Source organism: Chitinophaga agri (genome assembly GCF_010093065.1).
GTDB lineage: Bacteria > Bacteroidota > Bacteroidia > Chitinophagales > Chitinophagaceae > Chitinophaga > Chitinophaga agri.
The window spans coordinates 2,002,076-2,025,263 of sequence record NZ_CP048113.1 but is presented as its reverse complement, the minus strand read 5'-3'; the positions used below and the strand labels follow the sequence as shown (position 1 = coordinate 2,025,263).

The following is a 23,188-nucleotide window of genomic DNA, read 5'->3' as shown; positions in this document are numbered from 1 at the left end:
TTCCAAAGTTATCCCTCAATATGAGGGAATTAATAAAGAGCTCCTGGAATTTTCTGATACGGGAGATGAGCGTATACAACCGGTTATTGAGGTAGTAAGGGAATTGACGAAAGACATCCGGTAAAGATCATCCTGCTAAAAAAAAATTTATTGGATTTCTGCAAATATGATCCGTTACATTATATTTGCTTTGCAAACTGATACTAAACGAATTGTTAGCCTTAGTATGAATGTGTATCGGTTTGTTGATGTATATTGCTCTTGCAGCGCATCTGATGTTAACCAACACCTGTTTATTTTTCTCCTTTATTTTAATGTATTTCGATCGCTGATCAGCGCTGGCTTGTGTCTGTAGTTATCTGTATTGTCATTGCTGTAAGCAGTTTGATACAGAGGAGTGACTGTGCCATTTGATGGTTAGTGCCAGCTGATTTTATATACAGTGGGTATGCTGTGTAGTGCATGTCAGCGAAGTTGTGTCAGCGATGAATGTTAACCGATCACACGCCTGTAATCAGGGGGTGTGTTTACATATAATAATTGTTAACCAGTTCAGCTTTTAAATTGTCAATAATGAATGTCGGCATCTTCATCTGTAGTTGTCTTACCACGCTGTATAGCGTTATTGGGGTACGTTATGTGGAAGGCTATCATGAGCGATCAGATAGTGTGGTACAAAAAATAAACGTGCTGCCGGATAAATATTTGGCAGTAGTACAACATACATCCACCCGTGTGGAGAAGCTGCTGGACAGGCGTACAGACAAGCTCTTGCGTCGCTTGCAGAAAGAGGAGCAGCGTATGAAAGCACGTTTATGGAAGATCGATACAGCTGCTGCTAATAAGGTTTTTAACAGGTCTATCGATAGTCTTGGACATCTGCGTGCGATATGCAGGTATCGGAGAATTGATGGTCCGTTCATGGAGACTGGCTTTCCAGATAATCCGGGAAGTATGGTGATATTTCCTGCGTATAGTAGTGTGTTATCAAAGGTATCTGAAGAGCAGTTGTCTACTGTGATGGAAAGCATCGCTTCTCTTCAGTCTAAGTTCTACCACGTGGATCAGCTCAAAGCATACATCCGGTGGCGTAAGAAAGAACTGCATGAACAGTTGCTGAAGTATCATCTCTTCTCAAAAGCGCTTAAAAGGATGAATAAAGAGGTATATTATTATAGTCAGCAGGTACATGAATATAAGCAGCTATTCTACGATAAGGAGCGTGTAGTAGCGAAAGCGATGGAATTAGTAACACGGCTTCCTCTATATCGCGATTTTATACAGAGAGGGGGGCCAATTGCGGACTTGTTTTATCCAGGATTTACAGTGAACAATACTGTTGATAATCTGGAGGGAGTTCAGACCCGGACACAGGTAGCGCAGCTATTAGAGCAGCAAATGGGTAGTGCTCCCACAGGCGGACAGTTTATGAACCAGCAAATGGAACAGGCAAGGGCGCAGCTGCAGGCGCTGAAGGGAAAATATCCGGATCTTGATAATGTCGAAGATATGCCTGGTTTTAAGCCGAACCCCATGAAGACGAAGCGTTTTCTGCAACGGCTAACGTTTGGAAGTGATATGCAATTTCAGCAAACCAGCCGGTATTTCCCCGCTACTGCTGATCTTGCAGGACAGGTAGGTTATAGGTTTCATAAAAATGGAATGGCTGGTATTGGTGCTTCGTATACATTAGGATTGGGTACAGGATGGGATGATATTGTTATCAGTCATCAGGGAGTAGGAGTGAGGTCTTTTCTCGACTGGAAGCTGAAAGAAATTTTTTTTGTGAATGGAGGGTTTGAGGGGCGTTATGTACAGACGATTATGCATGCCGGTCAACTAAGAGAGTGGAGCGGGTGGCAGGGAAGTGCGTTGCTGGGTATTCGTAAGCAATATAAAATAAGCGCCAGGCTCAAAGGGAATGTTATGTTATTGTATGATTTCCTGGCGAAGCGGAATACACCACCAGCAAGTCCGGTTAAGCTAAGGCTGGGATATAGTCTTTAACAGAGAAGTTAAACTGATCGGGAACGAAGAGAAATGTATTAATGAAACTGTGAAAAATACAATGTGTTTTCATAATAATACTGTTGATACTATTTTCCCTCATCACCCCACAATCTTCCCAACCGGTACCATTTCCGGCCTGATTTCGCTATTTTACCCTCTCAATCAAGTTTTACAGGCTCAATGAAAAAGGTACTATTCATGAGCGCAATGGCTTTGCTTACTTTTATAGGCAGTGCCAGCGCGCAGTCCAAACACACATTCGCCCTCGCGAAGAAGGATTTTCTGCTGGACGGCAAACCTTATCAGATCATCAGTGGAGAAATGCATCCTGCACGTATTCCGAAAGAATACTGGCGCCATCGTATCCAGATGGCGAAGGCGATGGGATGTAATACCATTGCTGCTTATGTATTCTGGAATTACCATGAACAAGAGGAAGGTAAATTCGACTTTACCTCAGAGAACAGGGATATTGTTGCATTCATCAAAATAGCACAGGAAGAAGGTATGTGGGTTATGCTGCGTCCGGGTCCCTATGTGTGTGCAGAGTGGGAGTTTGGTGGACTACCACCTTATCTCCTGAGAATACCGGACATCAAGGTGCGTTGCATGGACCCAAGATATATGGCGGCTACAGAACGATATATCAAAACGCTGGCTGAGCAGGTAAGATCTTTGCAGATCACCAATGGTGGCCCTATTGTGATGGTACAGGTAGAGAATGAATACGGCAGCTTCGGTAATGACCGTGAGTATATGCTGAAAATAAAAGACCTGTGGATCCAGAACGGTATCAATGTACCTTTCTATACTGCTGACGGCCCTGTACCCGCTTTGCTGGAAGCGGGTAGTGTACCTGGTGCAGCTATCGGACTGGATTCCGGAAGTTCTGAAGGTGACTTTGCCGCGGCTGAAAAACAAAATCCGGATGTACCCTCCTTTAGCAGTGAGTCTTACCCTGGCTGGCTGACTCACTGGGGAGAGAAATGGGCCCGACCTGATAAAGCCGGTATTGTGAAGGAAGTGAAATTCCTGATGGATACCAAACGCTCCTTTAACCTCTATGTGATCCACGGAGGCACCAATTTTGGATTCACTGCCGGTGCCAATTCCGGTGGTAAGGGCTATGAGCCGGACCTGACGTCTTACGACTATGACGCCCCTATAAATGAGCAGGGGGATACCACTGCAAAGTACATGGCACTCCGTGAGCTGATCGGTTCCTATACAAAAAAGAAATTGCCTGCTATTCCAAAGGCCATTCCAACCATTACTATTCCTGACATACAACTGAAGCCATTCACCAATGTATGGGAAAACCTGCCCGCCGCGGTGAAATCCGTACAACCGAAGACTTTTGAAGCCTACGGACAGGACTATGGTTTCATGGTGTATAAAACGACGCTGGTAGGACATAAGAGTGGTAAACTGGATATCCTCGAACTGCATGATTACGCTACGGTATTCCTGAACGGGAAATACGTAGGTAAGATCGACCGCAGACTGGGTGAGCACAGTATTGAACTGCCAAAGTCTGAAGTGAAAGATCCGGTACTGGAGATCTTCGTAGAAGGTATGGGCCGCATCAACTTTGCACAGGCCATGATCGACCTTAAAGGGATCACTGACCGTGTAACGCTGAATGGTATGACCTTAATGAACTGGGAAGTCTATGGCTTACCAATGAAGGGCGAGTTCGTACAGCAACTCCAGGCATCAAAGACGGGTCAGGTGAAAGAAGGGGAGTTTTTTAAGGGCTCATTTACCCTGACAAATACCGGTGATACTTACCTGGATATGTCCAACTTCAAAAAAGGCATGGTATGGGTAAACGGACATAATCTTGGCCGCTACTGGGAGATCGGTCCGCAGAAACGCTTATTCTGTCCGGCACCATGGCTGAAGAAAGGTGAGAACGAGATCATCGTACTTGATCAGCATCAGCTGGAAGCAGCTACTATAAAAGGAGAGAAGAAACTCGACTAAATAAAAAAGGGCAGTGTTAAGCTGCCCTTTTCTATTTGTCTGCTGTTATTTTTTACGAATCCTTGCAACAAATCCACCGCCCTGCACCATCTTAATGGTCAGGGATGATTTACTGTCTGCTGTCCCCGATTCCATCTTACAGTCTTTCGCATTTCTGTCAGCATTGATCCCATCTTTCCAGCTGTCTATCGTAAACTGTCCTTCACCCAGGAACGACAGATCTATCTTCATTTCACGCGCCGTCCAGTTGGTCATTGCACCGATATACCAGTCACCGTTTGGCGCTTGCCTTGCCATAGCTACATATTCGCCTACTTTTGACTGCAAGGCAATGCTTTGTTGCCATACTGTCGGTACGGTTTGCAGGAAGTTCATTGCTACCGGTTCATGATAGTAGTGCGTAGGCAGGTCACAAAGCATTTGCAGCGGACTTTCATATATCACATACATGGCCAGCTGATTGCAACGGGTGCCCATGGTCAGCGGTTCTGCTGGAATGGCGGACCAGCTGTCCTTCTGGACGTTCAGCATGCCACCGGGAGTAAAGTCCATCGGACCTGCAGCCATTCTGATAAAGGGAATAGTGGTCGTATGCGAGGGTGTTATCCAGTCGGCGAATTTGCTGATCTCGTTTCCCAGCACGCCCTCGGAGGTCAGGACGTTTGGATAGGTGCGTAACCATCCGGTGGGTTTATAGGCACCATGGAAATCGACCATCAGCTGACGGGCAGCGGCCGCCCTGGACACTTTTTCATAGTAATTGACCATATCCTGGTCATCCCGCTGCATAAAGTCCACTTTAATTCCTTTAACGCCCCATTCCCGGAACTTGTCCAGTGCCATATCCAGTTGTTTGTCCAGCACGAGCCAGCTGGTCCAGAGCAGGATGTTGACATTTTTTGTTTTAGCATAGTCAACAAGTGCTTTCACATCGATACCCGGGCTAAGTTTCATCAGGTCACGGGTATCGCACCAGCCTTCGTCCAGCAGCACGTATTCTATACCATATTTAGCCGCAAAATCGATGTAATATTTGTAGGTCTCATTGTTAATGCCGGCCCGGAAATCAACGTCGTAAATGTTGTTATAATGCCACCAGTCCCATTGTACCTTACCGGGTTTCACCCAGCTGTAATCTCCTGTTGCTGGCGGGGCAAGCTGATATACCAGCTGGTTGACCAGCAGGTCGCCGTCCTGACGGGCGATCATTACCACTCTCCAGGGAAAGGATTGTGGTCCCTGAACGGCAGCAATATAGTTTTCACGGCTGGTCACCTGCTCGTCCCTGTCGCTGGTTACTTTTTTCTCCTTCGGATAATAGGGGAATACCGCTTTTAACTGGCCGCCGCCCTGTCCGCGTAACCACATGCCAGCGTAGTTGAATAGTCCGGATTCCGTAAACAGTAATTTGGTGCCTTTTACTTCGAATAAGGCGGGCAGACTAGCCAGTTTCTGCTCGTCAATGCTGTCAAGCCTATACTGAATGTATTTACGTTCGTTATGAGAGAACATGCCGTCCTCCTGTGGATACCAGGCACGCCCATCTTTGTCCATATTGAAACCAGCCTGTTCATCCAGCACTTTATACGGCTTTTTGCTGCTGGTGAGCCAGTGCCAGGCGATCCCATTATCATATGCCCTCCACTCCAATGCCAGTCCGTTACTGAAATCCAGGTGGAGCTCGTTATACCTGTCGATAATCGTTTTTGATTTCTGCATGATCACAGGCGTAAGCATGCCATCATGAGCGCTGGATGTCGACTTACTAACCTTCCAGGTGGCTGCCTTGTCCGCATCTGTCTTAAATGACACGACGGAAGGCGCGATCAGTTCCTTGTTATCCTGAGAGAGGCTGTAGGTAATAGCAGTTCCTACTGTGACGGTCAGTGTGACTGTTTTATCTGGCGATACAACGGTGTATCGCTGCTGTGCATGGATGCCGGAAAGGCAGAAAAATAATAATCCCGTTATGGACAGGCCCTTGTACTTCATTATCAGTGGAAATTTTAGTGCTTCGTTCGTATCGTTGTCATCAGTTAGCTAACAGTGCCGCTGCTGCCCATAAAACAGGCGCCTGACCATGCAGATCGCCGGTAACGCGGGAGCGGTTCAGATAGTACTGCTGATCGTTCCTCTTATTGGTGCCTTCACATACGTCTTTGATATCGCCTGACTCATTGATGTATTTTACCAGTGTCGTCCAGGCATTCTTAGCAGGAAGGCCATATTCTTTCTCATCCAGCCAACCCTTTTTCACGCCGGTGACAAGTGCAAATGTGAACATGGCCGTGCAGGACGTCTCTGCAAAGGAGTTCGGATCATCCAGCAACTGGTGCCACATGTAATTCTTATCCTGCAGTTTCTTCAGGGCAGCCATCATTTTCTTATAGCTTTCCATGATCCGTGCACGGTCTGCGTGGTTGCCGGGCAAGGCGCTGAGCAGTTCAGTCATGCCGGCTGCCACCCATCCATTCCCACGTCCCCAGAGGAATGGTGCATCCGCGGCATGGAAGAACAGCCCTTCAGGTTGCTGGATAGCATCCAGGTACACCACCATTTCATGGGCGGCACGGTCCAGGTATTCTTTATTACCGGTCGCTCGGAAGGCCTCAACCTGCAGGATGGTGATCATGTACATGTCGTCGATCCACATCCGGGTTTGCCAGGAGAGTCCTTTGGACTGTAGTTCCTGTTGATTTGGTTGCGGATTCGCCGGCAGCTGCCACTGCTGGTCAGCGAAGGACTGTCCCGCATCCAGGTATTTTGCCTCATTGGTTTGCAGATAAAGTTCGAGCGGAATAGTACCAAAAACGCTGTGATCGACGTGGTCTGGTTTAGGTACCAGACTTTGGGATTGTGCGAGAAATGGTTCATAACGCTGGATTAGCTTGGTGGTAAGTTCTTTGTTACCGGAGGCTTTCGCAAACTGGAGTGCTCCGTACCAGGTGCATACCTCCGGATAGGTAATGGATTGAGGCGGTCCGGGATTGCCAAAGTTGGAAAATGGCCCGGCCACATAATGATTGGCCACAAATAATCCGATTGCAGCCGGATCAGTCCCCAGCGGCCAGTCTTTGAAGATCTTCTGAGCAGATACAGTGCTGCACGGCGCCAGTAGGCCTATTAGTGCGACGATTGCCAGGTGTATTCTCAATTTGCGCATATCATGCTAGTTATCAGGGTTGTAAATAGTAACAGATTTTTAACGAACGATTCCGTAAAGTAATATATTAAAATACTGTATGCAAGATGTGCGCTGAAAATTTATGGGGTGAAAGGGAATTTCGGGCATAAAATGTTAACTTAGGAATATAGCGTTTGTATTCCTCCATTCATCACTCCTAAATTGCCTCGTTATGGGAACAGTGCGTGACATTCTAAGGGTAAAGGGCCATGCTGTTTACTCGGTTCAGCCAAATGATACGGTATTTGACGCGTTAAGCGTGTTAGTGGACAAAAATGTGGGTGCACTGGTGGTGCTCAGTGACAATGACAAAGTAGTCGGGATCTTCTCCGAACGAGACTACGCCCGCCGGGTTATTCTGAAAGGCAGGGCTTCCAGGGAAACATTGATCAGGGAAATTATGACGGAACATCCGTTTACAGTGACGGAAGACGATAGTATTCAGGACTGTATGGTAAAAATGACGGATAAACATATCCGCCATTTACCCGTTACAGATGACCAGTTAAGGCTGGTCGGCATGATTTCTATTGGTGACGTTGTAAAGTATGTTATCGACGAACAGCGATATATTATCGACAACCTCGAAGGTTATATAAAGGGTACGCGTTAACCGCCTACCCTTTGTTGTTCAGCACCGGCATCTCTGTCCCGGGCCGCTTTGATATTACTGTTACCGAAGTTCCAGGTAAGGGCAAAGTTTACACGTCTGTTCTGCCAGCGGTTATTGATATACATATCAATGTTGTCAAACCGTGCGCTGCCACGGAACTGTTCCCTGTTAGTAATGTCAGATACGTTCAGCTTTGCCACGAATTTCTTGTTCATGAAAGATTTCTGCACGCCTGCGCCGATAGCGAAGGACGATCTGATCTTGTATACACCCCAGACAAACGGACTTTCGTAGTACCCGTTCAGTTCCAGTTTCCAGTCCTTCGGTAATGTGAAGGTATGCGTGGTCTGATAATTCAGCCCCAGGGTGTTGGTCGCCAGGTTCACTGATGTATCCTTGATGTCATATGCCGTATGGTTGGCATTGATGTTATTGGTGATGTTCCACCATTTGAATGGATCGATCGGGATGGTCAGGGTGATACCGTATACATAACTCCGCTCAAAGTTCCTGTCATAGAAGGTGGTTACCTTGGTGGTATCGTTCTGTATCATATATTCCAGTACGACGTTTTTGGTCATTCCGTAGGAAACTGCCGCCACATACTTCTGTTTGAAAGTATACGTCAGCTCTGCTTTATGTGTATATTCCGGCAGCATGTAAGGATTCCCTTTGAAGTAATTGTATTTATCAATGTAGTAGACAAACGGATTCAGGTCGCCATAGTTAGGCCTGGAAATACGCTTGGAATAGTTCACCCCGATCTTATGTGATTCACTTAGTTTCTGGTCTACGGACAGGGTAGGGAAGAAGTCCAGATAACTGCGTTTAACGTGCGACTGCAAGGTCACAGAGTAGCCGTCAGACTTTGTTTGCTCTGCACGCAGGCCCGCCTGGATGTCTGTATGATGGATCTGCTTTTTGAGCATCACGTAGGCGGCATATACTTTCTCCGTGTAAATGAACTGATTGCTTTGCGTAATGGCACGTTCATATTTACCATTGACCAGTGAGTCATACCTGAGATTATTGTCCGTTTTAACAGCAGCGATCTTAAACCCGGTCTCCAGTTTGGTGTTCTTGTTGAACGGATGTGTAAAGTCGGCCTTCACGCTTTTAATAGTGACAATATTGGACGGCATGTTGCGGATAGCATGGTGGTTCAGCCATGGATTAACGGCGTAGGACATGCTATCACTGAGCATCATATTGTTATCATCGTTAAATCTGGCCCAGTCGGCATCGATGGTGATCTCCGTACCTGAAGTATCCAGCTGCCCCTTGTAGTTCAGATTGAATGATACATTGGAAAAGTTGTTCCTGATCCGGGTATTTGAATAAAGTGTGGAATCAACTTTTCCGTTGCTGGAAATAGGGTTGCGACCAATACCATCATTCTGGAAAAAGTTGTTGTAACCTCTTACAAGCACTCCAACCGTATGTTTTGAATTGAGGAAGTAATCCAGCCCAGCCTTATAGTTATTATTTTTAAACCGGCGTCTGTTGAAGAATTCGGTAATGAGTTCTACCGGTTGGTCACCATCTATATTCCTTCTGATGTAACGGGTCTGGAAGAATCCCCTGTTCCCGTTGTTATAGTTACCGAAGAGGTTGAATTTTTCGGTACGCCAGTTCAGGTTGATCCCTGTATTATAGAAGCCATATTTACCGGCACCAACACCCAGATTAATGGAGCCGTTGATCCCGGTGATGACAGTCTTTTTGGTCTTGATATTAATGATACCGCTTCTGCCGGCCGCATCGTATTTGGCGGAAGGACTGGTAATGATCTCAATGGTAGAGATATTTTCAGACGGCAGACTTCTCAGCAGGTTAGCCAGTTGCTCGCCGGACAGGTAGGTGAGTTTGCCATCCAGCATGACGGTAGCGCCCTGATTGCCCTGCAGGATAATATTGTCATCCTTGTCTATCTGCACGCCAGGTGCTCTTTTCAGCACATCCAGCGCAGTACCGCCGGAGGCAGCCAGGCTACTTTCCACATTGAGTACAGTGGCACCGTTTTTACGCTCAATAAAAGGCTTTTGAGCGGAGACAGTCACGCCTTCCAGTGTTTTGGAAGTAGGGGACAATGTTAATGCCGGCAGTTGCACCAGCGTATGATGCGCGTCGATAGTAAAAGCGGAGGTGCTGGCGTTGGTATAGCCCATTAAGGTGACCTGAATGAAGTATTTACCTTCTTTTATTTTTTCAAAGGAGGTGTTCCCGTCCTGTCCACTCAGTTCTCCTTTTACAAGAGAAGAGTCTTTTGCATGACGTAACAGTACATTAGCGAAGGGAACTGGTTGCCCGTTGGTCTCCGTAGTCTTAATTGTGATCTTTCCTGATGCTTGCTGGGCATAAATCGTCCCCGTTCCAGCTAACGCCAGAATGACAATTAGTAATATCTTTTTCATAAGTTTTAAATCTCAGAGTGGTGACAAGGCTGGGTCGATGCGGGCGTGATCCATTCTGATCCGGTACAGAGCAGATAGAATGGGAGCATGTCGGGGTTGGCACCCGTCCGTTCCGTTCGCAGTTGACGCAAAGCCCTGCCCTCCAGTGCAATAATGGCCAGGATACCCAGGGTTATAATAATAAAAATGGATACCTTTTTCATGCAGGTCGTTTTTTAAAAGACGGCCGTAGGACGAAAAGGTTGCAAAAAGGTAGGAAAATTTATTTCAGTACGCGCTGAATTGTGATGAGTGATCGTTGTTCCAACAGGACTGACCTGTCTTTACTCAGTTCTTCCAATAGTCCGTTCTGGTTATAACGTACGGTTAGTAATTCCAAACCTTCGTTATATGAGATTTTAAAATCATCATGTAGCTCTTTTATCAGCTGCTCGATCTTCTCCGGGCTATTGTCAATACAGCAAGAGAAACTAATGGCAGCATTCTGCATCAAATTTATCTTGATCTTGAGCTTGTGGAAGCGTTCATAAACGTCACTGATCCGGTCTTCGGTGATGAAGTCAAAATTGCGGGAAGTAATGGTCAGTAATACCTGATTTTTCTTCAGTACTATGATGGGCGGTAACTGCTTTGTGTCAGTTTCTTCCTTGATAACAGTACCTGGAAGATCTTTATTCAGGAAACTCTTTACATAGAGAGGAATTTGTTTATTCTGGAGTGGCTTAATGGTCTTCGGATGGATCACCTGTGCTCCATAGAAAGCCATTTCGATTACTTCACTATAGGTGATCTCCGGAATATTGATCGTATTGGGAAATAACTTCGGATCTGCATTTTTCAGGCCTTCCACGTCTTTCCAGATGGTCTGGCTTTCTGCGTTCAGCATATTGGCAAATACCGCAGCAGAATAGTCACTGCCTTCACGACCCAGTGTCACGCTTTCATTCTGGTCAGTGCTGCCAATAAAGCCCTGGGTAACCACAATATTTGTGTTTTTGAACAGCGGTACTACTTTCTCCTGTACATGCTGGCTGGTAACTGCCCAGTCAATATTTGCGTCACGGAAGGTGTCATCTGTACGGAATACATCCCGCACATCCAGCCAGGTGTTATTGACACCCGCCAGGTTGAAGTAGGCACTGACGATAGCGGTACTCAGTAATTCTCCCAGACTCACCAGCTGATCATAGTAGTAGTCGAACGCTCGGTCGGGTTTTTCACCCAGTGTCCATTCCGCTTCTGTAAAGAATTCCTGTAATTGCGCGAAAACAGGATTTTCGCGGGTACCCAGTAACTTTTCTGCTACTTCCAGGTGTTGCGCTTCAATGTTATGCAGTAACTGGGCGGCTATTTCACGCTTACGCAGATAGAAGTTCTGCGCCACCTTTTCCAGCTCATTGGTCGTTTTACCCATTGCAGATATAACGATCAGGATCTGCTGATCCGGGAATGACTGTACGATTGTGGCTACCTGTTGAATACGTTCAACGCTTTCTAAACTTGCACCTCCAAATTTGAAAACCTTCATATATGCTTAATCTTCCGTGAAAAAATACGCGGCAAAGTAAGACAACTTTAAATTTGTTTTAAAATTTGTTTACCGGAAAATGACAGTTTCATTAAAAACTGTCTCTTTTCGGTAAATTAGCTGACGAGACGAGAATGCCAGAGGCAGCTCCCTGTTATGAGAAAACTAATCCATTATATATGAACAGAAAAGTAATGACCCTCGACGAATTTACTATCCAGGAATTAAGGAATTACCCCGGCGCTACAGGACAACTGTCTGGTTTACTGAGAGATATAGGGTTGGCGGCCAAACGCGTGAATGTTGAGGTCAACAAGGCGGGTATTGCCGATATCCTCGGAGAAGCTGGCAGGATCAACGTGCAGGGCGAGAAAGTTAAAAAGCTGGACGAATTTGCCAATGATCAGTTCATTAGTTCCCTGAGAAGCAGTATTTACTGTTGTGGTGTCGCTTCTGAAGAAGAAGAGAACTTCATCGCCTTCGATGACGAACACTCCAGGAACTCTAAATACGTTGTGCTGTTAGACCCCCTGGATGGCTCGGGGAATATCGATGTCAACGTTTCCATCGGGACTATCTTTTCCGTGTATCGCCGACTGACCCCTACCGGTTCTGTTTGTGAACTGGAAGATTTCCTGCAGCCTGGCTATGTCCAGATTGCCGCAGGCTACATTATTTACGGATCGTCCACCATGCTGGTGTATGCTACCCGCCGCAGTGTGCAGGGCTTTACACTGGACCCTTCCATCGGAGAGTTCTGTCTGTCACATCCCAACCTGAAATGCCCGGCTGAAAGTGATATCTTTTCAGTCAACATAGGTTACTATCACCTCTATGAGGACAAGATCCGGAACGCTATCGACTATTTCCTGGCCAAAGATGCTCATGGTAAAATCTACCGCCATCGTTTTGTGGGCTGTATGGTGGCAGAGGTACATCGCACGCTCATCCAGGGGGGGATTTTTATGTATCCGGCTTTTGGAAAATATGCCGGGGGGCGTTTACGTTTATGTTATGAGTGCAATCCCATGTCGTTCATTATGGAGAAAGCAGGCGGACTGGCAATGGCCACAGGCAGACAGCGGCTGCTCGAACTTAAACCCTCAAAACTACACCAGCGTGTGCCGGTATTTTTAGGGTCTAAAAACATGATGGATGTATGGCAGCGAATAGTCAATAGTTAGAAAAAAAGATAAATATGAGCTTTTGGTATAACTATTGCTAAACCTGCACTAGTTATATTTGTCTAATTGTATATTTATTATCTATTACCATACACATTATGAACCGGAAGCTCACTTTTACTGTATTCGCTTTTTTTCTGACATTTCATCTCTTCGTATTTTCCTGCTCACGGTCAGCCGTGCCTTCTAAAAGCAATACTGCCGTGAAAGAAGGTCCTGCTCCTGTTAGCGAAGAACCGACAGGTGCCGGCAATGCCAAACTGATTAAAGACATCCTCTATTATACCAATGAGTTCAGAGCGAGTAAAGGCCTGCCTCCACTGAAACTGGAATCATACTGTTCACTGCTGGCTCAAAAGCACAGTGATAATATGGCCAGCGGTAAAGTAGGCTTCGGGCATGATCAGTTCGAGATCCGCAGTGACGCGGCAACACTGAAATTCAAAGGCGTTTCCGGCGTAGCAGAAAACGTTGCCTATGGTAACCTGGACGCAAAAGGTGTAGTAGATGGCTGGATTAAAAGCCCTGGTCATAGAAAGAATATGCTGGGAGACTATAATATGATTGGTATTGGTACGGCTGAGAAAGGACGGATCATTTATTTCACGCAGTTCTTTGTAAAGAAATAGGGAGAATTAGGAGTTGTTGCTTCTAATTGCCTGATTATAAGTAAAATATTAAGGCGCTTCAACAACTGAGGCGCCTTTTTTGTTGGCTGAAAGTCTCGCGCTTATCTGTCTGATAAAAAAAACATTCTGCGGACCAATTCTTAATTCCTGCATCCTAATTCCTAATTATCTATCTTAGTGTCCTATGGAAAAGAGGAAGATTATTGAAGTAAAGGACCTTGTCAAAAAATACGGTGATTTTACAGCAGTTAAAGGTATCAGTTTCGATGTGTATGAGAACGAGATATTCGGATTATTAGGCCCCAATGGTGCCGGTAAATCTACCACCTTAGAGATCATTGAGACGTTAAGGGAAAAGACCTCCGGTAAGGTGATCGTGGATGGATATGACCTGGATAAAGACCCGGAATCCATCAAGAAACTGATAGGTGTACAATTACAAAGCTCCGGCTATTATCCGGGACTGAACCTCACCGAACTGATCGATCTTTTTTGTGGTTTGTATAACCAACAGGTAGACCCCAGGGAATTACTGGCCTCCTTCAATCTGGAGGATAAAGCCAAAGCCAAATACAAAGAACTTTCCGGCGGACAAAAACAGCGTTTTTCCATTGCTACAACGCTGATCAATAAGCCTAAGATCATATTTCTTGATGAGCCGACCACCGGATTAGACCCACAGGCCAGACGTAACCTCTGGGACCTGATCCAGGAAGTACGCTCTCAGGGTACTACTGTCGTGATCACCACACACTACATGGACGAAGCGGAGTTTCTCTGTGATCGCTGCGCAATAGTAGACAGTGGTAAGATCATTGCACTGGAATCGCCTGATACCCTCATCGACCAGCTCGTGGCAGGTGGTTTCGAGCGTAAAAAAGAAGTGAAGAAGGCCAACCTGGAAGATGTGTTCATCCACATGACAGGAAAGGGACTCAGGGAAGACTAATTAGATTCCTCATCATTCTCACATAACTGAACATCCATGGACCTGGAGCAACTGAAATATCCGATAGGACGATTTGAAGCACCTGCTGACATCAGTAAGCAGGCATTGAAAGGTTTTATTACCGATATCCGGTATTTACCTTCACTGATAGAGATCGTAGTGCAGACGCTTGATGCGGCCCAGCTGGCCACTCCTTACCGGCCTGAAGGCTGGACCGTCGCCCAGGTGGTACATCACCTGGTAGATAGTCATACGCAGGCACTGACCCGTTTTAAATGGGCATTGACAGAAGATAATCCAACCATCAAGGCATATGACGAAGCTGCCTGGGCCGAATTGCCTGATGTAGCGAAGACGCCTGTAAATGTTTCCCTGACGTTATTACACGCTTTACATACCCGCTGGGTCAACCTTATGGAGAACCTGACGGAAGAACAATGGAACCGCACATTCGTGCATCCGGAAAGTGGTAAGACCATTGCCCTAAAGACACTGGCTGCCACCTACTCATGGCATGGTAAACATCATCTTGCACACGTAGAGAAACTGAAAGAACGTAACAACTGGCATTAATCACAAAAGAACAACCACAATGGCATCATTAGACTGGAAGACGTTAACTTCGGAATACCTTTTTAAAGACAACTGGCTGACTGCCCGCCGTGACAAATGTGAAACGCCGCAGGGCAAAATAGTGGAACCCTATTATGTGCTTGAATACAATGATTGGGTGAATTGTGTTGCTGTCACGGATGACGGCCGTATTATCATGGTACGTCAGTTCAGACAGGGTATCGGTAAAACCGTACTGGAAATACCTGGTGGCACAATGGATGATACAGATCCATCTCCTGAATTTGCTATGCGCCGTGAACTGCTGGAAGAAACAGGGTATGACTTCGAAAAGATTATTTCACTGGGTGCAGTAGCGCCTAACCCGGCTTCCAGCAATAACCTTACCCACATGTTCCTGGCTACCGGCGGAAAGAAGGTGCAGGAGCAGGATCTTGACGAGAATGAAGAGATCGAACTGGTATTAATGGAGCTTGAGGATGTAGAAAAGCTGCTGCTGGAGAATCAGATCTTACAAAGTCTGCATGTGAGCTGTCTGTTCTATGCGTTGCTTCGTTTGAAGGAGCTGAAGATACAAAAGGCTTAGTGTAAGCTATTAATGATCGGAACCGGGTATGTCATGTATTTGATCTACCCGGTTCCTTTTTTTGTAAACGTTACATCACCTCCGCCACTACGAAGAAGCTTCCACATACCAACACCAGATCATCTTTATGCGCCTGCTGCTTCGCCGCCTGGAATGCCTGCTGCACACTCTCATACGCATGCCCTCTCAATCCACTCTCATGCGCCATCTCCGCTAATTCCTGCTGATCCATCGCCCTTGGCAGCTGTGCCTTACAGAAATAATAAGTCGCAGCTGCAGGAAACAATGGAAGTACCTTGCGGACTTCTTTATCCTTTACAAATCCTGTCACAATATGCAGATGACGATATACCATATGCTTCAGCTGCTGCACGATCTCTGTGACGCCAGCTTCATTATGCCCCACATCAAAGATGGTCAATGGATCATGCGAAATGATCTCCCAACGACCCCTTAGCCCCGTCAGTTTCTTCACGTGTGCCAATGCAGTGAAGACCGTCTGCTCCGGTAATTCCCATCCTGCCTGTTGCAATACCTTCACCGCCGATAACACGCCCATAATGTTCTTCATCTGGTACTGGCCAGTAAGATCAGTATGGAAACGCTTCATGTCGCCGCTATGCGTATGCTGGACGCCCAGGCTCAGATGCCCCTGTGAGAACTCCGATTCCTGTAACAGCCATTCCCGGTCTGCAAAATGGATAGGCGCGCCCAGGAAGGCCGCTTTATCAATAAATACAGACTGGATCTCCGGTTGAGTCTCAGAGATCACTACCGGCACATTCGCTTTTATGATCCCTGCTTTTTCCCCGGCAATTTCAGGTAGCGTATTACCCAGGATATGCATATGATCATAGCTGATATTGGTAATGACAGAAAGCTCCGGCGTGATAACATTGGTAGAATCCAGTCTGCCGCCCAGGCCCACTTCAATGATCGCAATATCTACCTGCTCAAGCGCGAAGTATTCGAACGCCATCGCTACGGTCAGTTCAAAGAAGGAAGGTGCCAGCTGTTCGATAGTGGGTTGTATCTGTTTGACAAATTCCACGACAAACTCTTTAGACATCATTTCTCCGTTGATCCGGATACGCTCGCGGAAATCAAGCAGGTGAGGGGAGGTATACAACCCTGTCTTATAACCAGCCTGCTGGAAGATGGCCGCCAGCATATGACTGGTAGAACCTTTTCCGTTAGTGCCGGCGACGTGTATGGATTTGAATTTGTGTTGAGGATCGCCCAGCTGTTTGCAAAGCTCGAGCGTGTTATGGAGGTCCGCTTTTAAGGCACTCGCACCTACCCGGGTGAACATGGGTAGCTGTTGATAGAGGTAGTCAACCGTTTCCTGGTAGTTCATATACATTTGGTATGCCGGAACAAACACAATGTTTGTTCCGGACCCCAAATGTAAATTAACTCGTATAAATATTGGTAGTAAAAATCATTAGAAATTAGTGCCCGGGCAACCTACCTTACCTTCGCCACGTTTGATAGGAATGATACGCAGCGCTATGAAACCGTCGAGGCGGTTCTTGTTCTTTTGAAACAGATTAGACAACATGGTAGAAGAACCGATCACCAGGGGGCCCAGACGCAGCCCTACACCTGCATCTACCTGTCCGCTGCGGTTAACGGTTAATGGCAGATAACCACCAATGTAACGGGCATCGTAACGCGGTGTTACCTGGAAGTAGGAGATCATGTAGGTCTTGCTCGGATCAAATTTACCGGCGTTCAGTGCCATACGTCCGCCAGCGTTGATGAAGAAACGTCCATCAATGTTATAGTCTGCCGTAATGTTCAACGCAGCAGGCGTGTTCATACGGAACTTATCTTCAGAAGGAAGCGCTGTAAAGTAGGTGCTGATACGGGTATAATATTGCTGCCAGCTTTCCCCTTTGCGTACTCTTAGGTCACTGGTGTTCACATTTTCCGTACGCAGGTCGAGGTCTCTGCTGCCAGGATTTTTCTTATAGGTAATGCTACCAAGGTCAGTGATCGATACGCCTAAACGCAGCCTGTAATCGTCTGCTTCAGTGTTCCATTGACTATCATCATATCCGGTCAGACCGTCTACCGTTGCACGCCATTCGTATGTAATACCCACGTCCATACCCACGCCCATATTACCAAACAGTTTATAGTTGCTCAGTGCCGGATTCTGCCAGTTAGCCAGCCCATCACTGTACCCAACTTTGAGTGTACCATCATTGATCTCGCCATTCGTTCTTGAATGCATAACAAACGTAGCGTTATCTACCTGCGCATAACCAGCAGCCACACCAGATAAGAGTTTCAATGTTGCACCGGCTTTAAAGACGGTATTACCATCATCTTTCAACACACGTGCATAGCTGAAACCAAATTCATTCCACCAGTGGAAACTACCATTCGCCCAGGGCATATCGTACCTTTTGTTGGCAAAAGCCGGGTTCGGGAAGTCCTGTGCAAAGAAGTTGGCAACATCTGTCGTAATATTACCGCCGTTTGCCATAGAGCGCACGCGCCAGGTAAAGGCTACTGCACTTAATTCATCAATTGAATAAAGTACAGAAGGCATCATGACATCCACATTGCCCCAGGCCAGTTGCTTTTTGGTAGAGGCTGCGGCAGTATCCAGGAAATAATCACGGTTTTGTTTCAGTGCCTGCAGTGAATCCGGTGGATGTAGCAGAATAGAGCGCGGGAAACGAATATAGGTATTACCTGCACCACCCTGTATACCTGCTATATTAACGTCCCATTTATAATGGGTGCCGGCAGCACTGGCAGGGTTGTTAGGCACTCCATGGATCCCCGCATAATGGCTGTTGGAATACCCTCCAAGGGTAAACTGAGCCTGCGCTTCGTAAGCTCCTAAAGTAAAAGAAGTGGCAATAAATAACAGTCGTAGATGTCTTAACAGCTTTACTCTAAATGGCATATGCAGTAATTAGTTGGCAGTTCGGTTTCTCACCAATAACGCAAATATCTGGCCGTTTATTGGCGGTCCCTACAAAAGAAAATGGGAAAAGATCAGCGATCTTTTCCCATGCAAATATATTCAAATATATTATTGTACTTTAAAATAAAATCTTATAAGTGCGAACTGTACTTCAGGTGCATCAGCATTCACATTGTATTTCAACTGAGAGGCAGCACGTTTAGCGATGTCGATCAGGCGTGGGTTATTCAGCGTTGATCCTTTCAGGGAGTGCGAGGCCGCTATGACATTCCCCTGCCTGTCCACCTTGATACTTACGGCGATATAGCCAGACTCATCACCTTCGTAGGTCAGTGATGGTTTGCTCAGCAGCGTACGGCCATTAAGACGGAAGTCGGAACGTCCTCCTCCTAAACCACCACCTGTGTAACCGCCGCCGTCCGGATTACCATTGATCTGGCCACGGTCGCCTGGTTTGCCGGTATTGCCTTCACCGGTAGCGTTATTACTGCTCTGTGCGTTATTGCCGCTATTGGAACTATTTGAACTTCCCCCCGCATATACGGCCTTTGGCTTCGGTGCCGGAGGTACAGGTGCAGGTGGATTATCAGAATGCTTTTTAGGAGGTGTTTTAGTTGGCTGAGATTCCAGGTTCTTTGTCTCCTTTGGTTTCTCTACCGGTTTTTCCGGTTTGGTGATCTCCGGTGCTTCCTCATCGTCCTGTGTGGCAATGTCTTCCTGTGTTGCATTGTCAGCCGAAGGTACTGGCTCGTTCTGAGGTGTGGACGCACTGGCCTCTCCGCTGCTCGGCGGATTCGGATTCAGTGGCTGCTCATCACCCATGCCCTCATCCGAAGTACCCAGATTTACTTCCATACCAAGGTCCTGGTCTGGTAACGGGGGAGGTGCTGAGAATCCTGCCAGTAGCAGCACTACTAACACTAATGCGTGTACGGCAATTGTGGCGCCGGCTGCTTTTAAATTCTTTTCTGTATTGTCTTCTTTTTTCGGCATACCCAAAAGTAAGGATATTTTTTAAAGTGTATACAGCCTCCGGGCCTTCCGGCTGCTTTCTTCTTACCCTCGCTCAGCAGCGTGCTGCTAACCCGCTGAAAGTCAGTTATCCCAGTTGTCGGCCGTTGTAACCCGCCTGCTTACTATCTAACTGTTTTTCATGTACAATTATTATTGCCTGCATCAACTTTAATCACCTAATTTTGTACCATCTTTAGAGCTTCAGGGATGTCACCAATTTTCTCTTTGTACAAAAAGGCCTATGCTGGCCTATCATCTTCTACCTGGTTGTTAGCCGTGGTTTTGTTAATCAATCGCAGTGGCGCAATGGTTATACCTTTTATGACGGTATACCTTACCCAGCAACTCCATTTCTCCGTTCCTGAAGCAGGTATCGTCATGGCCTGTTTCGGCACGGGCGCGATCTGCGGATCGTTCATTGGTGGCCGTCTTTCAGATAGGATCGGCTTTTACCCCGTACAGTTCTGGAGCCTGTTACTACAGGGCCTCATTTTTCTGGTACTTGGACAAATGCGCACCCTGCCGCAGTTCTGCGTTTGTATCTTTGTCCTGAGCTGTGTAGGCGATGCCTTCCGGCCTGCAAACGTCGCAGCTACTGCTTTTTATAGCTCCGTTGCCAACCGCACCCGTTCCTACTCCCTTAACAGACTGGCTTCTAACCTGGGGTGGTCTATCGGACCGGCACTGGGAGGCATACTGGCCGGCTATAGTTATCACCTGTTGTTCTGGGTGGATGGCCTGACCTGTATCGCCGCTGTGCTGCTTATGCGCATACTGCTGCCACCGGTAAAGGCTGTTCCAAAAGAGACAAAAGAAGTGGAGGCAGTGACTGTGAAAGATAATTCCAGCGTGTACAAAGACGGCATCTACCTGACCTTTGTCCTGCTGATCGTAGTATTCACTACCGGCTTCCTGCAATTGTCCACTATGGTACCTTTGTACCTGAAATCGGTCGTACACATGGAAGAAGCCCATATCGGCATGCTCATGGGACTGAACGGATTACTCGTCGCATTTATCGAAATGGTACTGGTCTATAAAATAGAAGGTAAGATGCATAGTCTGCTGTTCATCACACGTGGTGTGGTACTGGCCGGCATAGGATATCTGAGCTTCAACCTGCTGCCTCCGGTGGCCGCTACTGGTCTGTTCTTTATCCTGTTTTTCACGATAGGGGAAATGCTGAGTATTCCTTTTATGAACTCGTTCTTTGTAACAAGAAGCAGTGAGTATAACCGCGGACAATACGCAGGGCTGTATACGATGTCCTTCTCCATCTCCAGTATCCTGGCGCCGACCCTGGGCTCCTACATGGTAGGGCATTTTGGCTTTGCTGCCTGGTGGTATTGTGCCGGCGCATTATGTGCGCTTCCCGGATTGGGCTTTTATATGTTGTATAAGAAAGTAGCTGATAAAAAGGAAGTAGAAGTACTGGTGAAAAGTTAGTCGTCAGGGCTGATAATAATAAAAGGAAGGCATCCATGATACATGAACGCCTTCCTTTTATAATGACTAACAGTGATGCTTAGTAGTGTGCGAAGTCTTTCTCATAATCACCTTTGATCCGTTCGATCGGCGGATTAAAGTAACCATATTTCAGGTGAGGGAACTCCTCCTGGATCAGGTCCTGCAGCTGTTTGATACCCATACATTCACCCGGATCTGTAATACCCAGACGACCCAGGTACCAGTCAGGATCAATATTGAAGTTTCTCCACTGGATCATCTTCAGATCGGTATCCCTGATCAGTTTACGCAGTGCTTCATACTCATCCACGCTATCGGTCATACCCGGGAATGTGAAGTAGTTAATGGATGTCCATCCGCCGAAATCCCGTACTACTTTCAGACTTTCAATGATATCTTCGAATACGTAGTTATTAGGACGGTAGTACGGTGTATAGTACTTTTCCTGTACGGAGTTGGTACTTACGCGGATACTGTTCAGACCTGCTTTACACAGTTCTCTCACTGCGTCCGGCTTACTACCGTTTGTGTTGATATTGATACTTCCTTTCGGGGTATGCTTGCGGATCTCAATGATCGACTCGCGAATGGTCTCCCACATCAGCAGGGGTTCACCCTCGCAACCCTGTCCGAAGCTCACGATCGGGAATGGTGCTGTCTCCAGGTGAGGTACTGTATATTCCACGATCTCTTCCGCCGTTGGTTTGAAACGCAGACGGTCCTGTGTTGATACGATCGTTTCTTCTTCCGGCTGGAAGGAAATACAACCGATACAGTTGGCGTTACAGGCAGGAGAGGACGGGATCGGGCATTCCCAGCGACCCATAAAGTAGTTACGGGCAGCCGGACAATGATATGTCAATGCGCAGTTATCAGCCAGGTGCTGTACCAGCCTGTTATGCGGATATGCTTCCAGCAGCTGTTTTACACCCTGCTTCACTTTCTTGTCGTCAAATCCGGCACATTCCTGACGAATGTCCTGTTCGATACGCGTAGCAGGTACGTAGAATTTACCATCCAGCCAGCCTACTGCCGTATAGCAGAACAGTGGGAGGGTCGGTGCATCCGGCATCGTTTCGTAGGCAGCCAGGTAAAACCCTGTATGCGCCGGTGGAATGAAGGCCGCTACTGCCCATCCCTTATCACAAAGCCCCATTTCTCCGGTCTTCGCGTTGAGACCTATGCCACGACGACCAGGCAACTCGTACAGGGAACCGCCTTCCGGCAGTTCTATCCATTCCTCCGGGTCAATCGGGTAGGCATCCCAGCCACTACGGCCGGTTGTGAGCATGGTCGTATCTTCAAATATATTTCCTTTACCGTCAGAGTAAAGTATGTATGGAGACTGTTTCAAATGATCAGATAGTTTCTTGTTGAATTTGTAATATTGTCTGGTGCGTTATCAGATCCTGCTTTTAAAAAAAGCGTTCATTTCTTCTGCGGTCACCGCACCTACCTCGTCAATCACTTCTACTTGTAATACTTTATTGTTTTTGAAGTCTATTGTGAGCAGGTCATTCCGCAAAATTACGTTATTCAGTTGGTTCCAGCCAATCAGCTTGTCCGAAAAGGTGCCTGGCAGTAATACGCCCATCATATCGATCTTTACAAAACAAGGCAGGAATATCTTGTACTCCGCCCATCCAATGTAGGCAGAGGCCAGGCCCGTCAGGAACAACAGACCACTGATCAGTGGCTGCATATGCGTCAGAAAGTACAGCGAACCGGTAAGGCTCACAAATGCCTGGATCAGGCGGGCAAGGCTGTTCGCAGCCTGTACATTGCGGAAGCGTTTCATTATAAACGGGAATACCAGACTTCCCATACCCAGTAAGATAAAGAAGATCGCCATTCCCCAGTTAGGGGTCGGACCATTATAGGCGCCGATTCCATTCATTAAAAAAAGGATGCCTGCCAGGCCATGCATAACAGGTTGCAGGCGAAGGCGTGTAACTGTATTCGGGTGAAGGATCCTTATCTTGTATTGTTTCATATTATCATTCATCAGCAACCATGTTTGGAATTAGGAATTGATCAGGAATTAGGAATGTATGCTTATAAGAGACTGGATATCCTATCAATACTTTGCATTTTCCAATATCGTGTT

General features: G+C 46.7%; 19 protein-coding genes. 9 read left to right on the top strand and 10 right to left on the bottom strand.

The window, feature by feature from the left end; translation table 11 throughout:
* Positions 1–573 precede the first annotated feature (573 nt).
* Entirely contained in the window at positions 574–2,007 is a 1,434-nt protein-coding gene (locus GWR21_RS07705; RefSeq protein ID WP_238430249.1) for a hypothetical protein, read from the top strand.
* A gap of 183 nt (positions 2,008–2,190) precedes the next feature.
* On the top strand, positions 2,191–3,996 hold the full coding sequence (locus GWR21_RS07700) for a glycoside hydrolase family 35 protein (RefSeq protein WP_162331165.1): 1,806 nt from the start codon (positions 2,191–2,193) through the stop codon (positions 3,994–3,996).
* 45 nt (positions 3,997–4,041) lie between these two features.
* Here the strand turns inward: GWR21_RS07700 and GWR21_RS07695 are convergent, their stop codons facing one another.
* The gene (locus tag GWR21_RS07695) at positions 4,042–5,988 is read right to left on the bottom strand and encodes a glycoside hydrolase family 97 protein (protein WP_162331164.1); all 1,947 of its coding nucleotides are present in this window, start codon (positions 5,986–5,988) and stop codon (positions 4,042–4,044) included.
* 40 nt (positions 5,989–6,028) lie between these two features.
* Positions 6,029–7,159, bottom strand: a complete 1,131-nt coding sequence (locus GWR21_RS07690) for a glycoside hydrolase family 88/105 protein (protein ID WP_162331163.1) — start codon at positions 7,157–7,159, stop codon at positions 6,029–6,031.
* Between the two features lie 193 nt (positions 7,160–7,352).
* Between GWR21_RS07690 and GWR21_RS07685 the strand changes: the two genes are divergently transcribed.
* On the top strand, positions 7,353–7,793 hold the full coding sequence (locus GWR21_RS07685) for a CBS domain-containing protein (protein ID WP_162331162.1): 441 nt from the start codon (positions 7,353–7,355) through the stop codon (positions 7,791–7,793).
* Here the strand turns inward: GWR21_RS07685 and GWR21_RS07680 are convergent.
* From GWR21_RS07680 to GWR21_RS07670, 3 genes are read right to left on the bottom strand one after another with little or no spacing between them, the layout of a single operon-like run.
* Positions 7,790–10,207, bottom strand: a complete 2,418-nt coding sequence (locus GWR21_RS07680) for an outer membrane beta-barrel family protein (protein ID WP_162331161.1) — start codon at positions 10,205–10,207, stop codon at positions 7,790–7,792. The genes GWR21_RS07685 and GWR21_RS07680 overlap by 4 nt on opposite strands.
* Before the next feature lie 5 nt (positions 10,208–10,212).
* The gene (locus GWR21_RS07675; RefSeq protein ID WP_162331160.1) at positions 10,213–10,410 is read right to left on the bottom strand and encodes a hypothetical protein; all 198 of its coding nucleotides are present in this window, start codon (positions 10,408–10,410) and stop codon (positions 10,213–10,215) included.
* 59 nt (positions 10,411–10,469) lie between these two features.
* On the bottom strand, positions 10,470–11,735 hold the full coding sequence (locus GWR21_RS07670; RefSeq protein ID WP_162331159.1) for an aspartate kinase: 1,266 nt from the start codon (positions 11,733–11,735) through the stop codon (positions 10,470–10,472).
* A gap of 179 nt (positions 11,736–11,914) precedes the next feature.
* On the opposite strand from GWR21_RS07670, the gene fbp reads away from it, so the two are divergent.
* The 5 genes from fbp to GWR21_RS07645 all read left to right on the top strand — a co-directional run bounded on the left by fbp (position 11,915) and on the right by GWR21_RS07645 (position 15,656).
* Positions 11,915–12,919 carry a class 1 fructose-bisphosphatase gene (fbp, locus tag GWR21_RS07665; RefSeq protein WP_162331158.1) on the top strand — a complete coding sequence of 335 codons (1,005 nt, stop codon included), beginning with the start codon at positions 11,915–11,917 and terminating at the stop codon, positions 12,917–12,919.
* A 98-nt stretch (positions 12,920–13,017) separates the two neighbouring features.
* Positions 13,018–13,548 (top strand): CAP domain-containing protein, encoded by a 531-nt coding sequence (locus tag GWR21_RS07660; RefSeq protein WP_162331157.1) that lies wholly within the window; start codon positions 13,018–13,020, stop codon positions 13,546–13,548.
* A 184-nt stretch (positions 13,549–13,732) separates the two neighbouring features.
* Entirely contained in the window at positions 13,733–14,497 is a 765-nt protein-coding gene (locus GWR21_RS07655; protein WP_162331156.1) for an ABC transporter ATP-binding protein, read from the top strand.
* Between the two features lie 36 nt (positions 14,498–14,533).
* A complete protein-coding gene (locus tag GWR21_RS07650; RefSeq protein ID WP_162331155.1) occupies positions 14,534–15,070 on the top strand; it encodes a YfiT family bacillithiol transferase in 537 nt (178 codons plus the stop codon).
* A 19-nt stretch (positions 15,071–15,089) separates the two neighbouring features.
* Entirely contained in the window at positions 15,090–15,656 is a 567-nt protein-coding gene (locus tag GWR21_RS07645; RefSeq protein WP_162331154.1) for an NUDIX hydrolase, read from the top strand.
* Positions 15,657–15,726: 70 nt separating this feature from the next.
* Here GWR21_RS07645 and GWR21_RS07640 read toward each other — a convergent pair whose 3' ends face one another.
* From GWR21_RS07640 to GWR21_RS07630, 3 genes are all read right to left on the bottom strand, one after another.
* Positions 15,727–17,013: a bifunctional folylpolyglutamate synthase/dihydrofolate synthase gene (locus GWR21_RS07640; RefSeq protein ID WP_162331153.1), complete on the bottom strand. Its 1,287-nt coding sequence runs from the start codon at positions 17,011–17,013 to the stop codon at positions 15,727–15,729.
* 87 nt (positions 17,014–17,100) lie between these two features.
* A complete protein-coding gene (locus GWR21_RS07635) occupies positions 17,101–18,579 on the bottom strand; it encodes a DUF5723 family protein (RefSeq protein WP_162331152.1) in 1,479 nt (492 codons plus the stop codon).
* 129 nt (positions 18,580–18,708) lie between these two features.
* Complete coding sequence (locus tag GWR21_RS07630) at positions 18,709–19,593, bottom strand: hypothetical protein (protein ID WP_162331151.1); 885 nt, start codon at positions 19,591–19,593, stop codon at positions 18,709–18,711.
* A gap of 327 nt (positions 19,594–19,920) precedes the next feature.
* Here GWR21_RS07630 and GWR21_RS07625 point away from each other — a divergent pair, with 327 nt between their 5' ends.
* A complete protein-coding gene (locus tag GWR21_RS07625) occupies positions 19,921–21,060 on the top strand; it encodes an MFS transporter (RefSeq protein WP_238430246.1) in 1,140 nt (379 codons plus the stop codon).
* Positions 21,061–21,139: 79 nt separating this feature from the next.
* Here GWR21_RS07625 and GWR21_RS07620 read toward each other — a convergent pair whose 3' ends face one another.
* Complete coding sequence (locus GWR21_RS07620) at positions 21,140–22,435, bottom strand: radical SAM protein (RefSeq protein ID WP_162331149.1); 1,296 nt, start codon at positions 22,433–22,435, stop codon at positions 21,140–21,142.
* Between the two features lie 48 nt (positions 22,436–22,483).
* Entirely contained in the window at positions 22,484–23,086 is a 603-nt protein-coding gene (locus GWR21_RS07615; RefSeq protein ID WP_162331148.1) for a hypothetical protein, read from the bottom strand.
* Positions 23,087–23,188: the final 102 nt, after the last annotated feature.

Excerpts from the sequence above, each read along its gene's own strand:
- GWR21_RS07705 (WP_238430249.1), top strand. The coding sequence starts at position 574 with ATGAATGTCGGCATCTTCATCTGTAGTTGTCTTACCACGCTGTATAGC.
- GWR21_RS07700 (WP_162331165.1), top strand. The coding sequence starts at position 2,191 with ATGAAAAAGGTACTATTCATGAGCGCAATGGCTTTGCTTACTTTTATA.
- GWR21_RS07695 (WP_162331164.1), bottom strand. The coding sequence starts at position 5,988 with ATGAAGTACAAGGGCCTGTCCATAACGGGATTATTATTTTTCTGCCTT.
- GWR21_RS07690 (WP_162331163.1), bottom strand. The coding sequence starts at position 7,159 with ATGCGCAAATTGAGAATACACCTGGCAATCGTCGCACTAATAGGCCTA.
- GWR21_RS07685 (WP_162331162.1), top strand. The coding sequence starts at position 7,353 with ATGGGAACAGTGCGTGACATTCTAAGGGTAAAGGGCCATGCTGTTTAC.
- GWR21_RS07680 (WP_162331161.1), bottom strand. The coding sequence starts at position 10,207 with ATGAAAAAGATATTACTAATTGTCATTCTGGCGTTAGCTGGAACGGGG.
- GWR21_RS07675 (WP_162331160.1), bottom strand. The coding sequence starts at position 10,410 with ATGAAAAAGGTATCCATTTTTATTATTATAACCCTGGGTATCCTGGCC.
- GWR21_RS07670 (WP_162331159.1), bottom strand. The coding sequence starts at position 11,735 with ATGAAGGTTTTCAAATTTGGAGGTGCAAGTTTAGAAAGCGTTGAACGT.
- fbp (WP_162331158.1), top strand. The coding sequence starts at position 11,915 with ATGAACAGAAAAGTAATGACCCTCGACGAATTTACTATCCAGGAATTA.
- GWR21_RS07660 (WP_162331157.1), top strand. The coding sequence starts at position 13,018 with ATGAACCGGAAGCTCACTTTTACTGTATTCGCTTTTTTTCTGACATTT.
- GWR21_RS07655 (WP_162331156.1), top strand. The coding sequence starts at position 13,733 with ATGGAAAAGAGGAAGATTATTGAAGTAAAGGACCTTGTCAAAAAATAC.
- GWR21_RS07650 (WP_162331155.1), top strand. The coding sequence starts at position 14,534 with ATGGACCTGGAGCAACTGAAATATCCGATAGGACGATTTGAAGCACCT.
- GWR21_RS07645 (WP_162331154.1), top strand. The coding sequence starts at position 15,090 with ATGGCATCATTAGACTGGAAGACGTTAACTTCGGAATACCTTTTTAAA.
- GWR21_RS07640 (WP_162331153.1), bottom strand. The coding sequence starts at position 17,013 with ATGAACTACCAGGAAACGGTTGACTACCTCTATCAACAGCTACCCATG.
- GWR21_RS07635 (WP_162331152.1), bottom strand. The coding sequence starts at position 18,579 with ATGCCATTTAGAGTAAAGCTGTTAAGACATCTACGACTGTTATTTATT.
- GWR21_RS07630 (WP_162331151.1), bottom strand. The coding sequence starts at position 19,593 with ATGCCGAAAAAAGAAGACAATACAGAAAAGAATTTAAAAGCAGCCGGC.
- GWR21_RS07625 (WP_238430246.1), top strand. The coding sequence starts at position 19,921 with ATGGTTATACCTTTTATGACGGTATACCTTACCCAGCAACTCCATTTC.
- GWR21_RS07615 (WP_162331148.1), bottom strand. The coding sequence starts at position 23,086 with ATGAATGATAATATGAAACAATACAAGATAAGGATCCTTCACCCGAAT.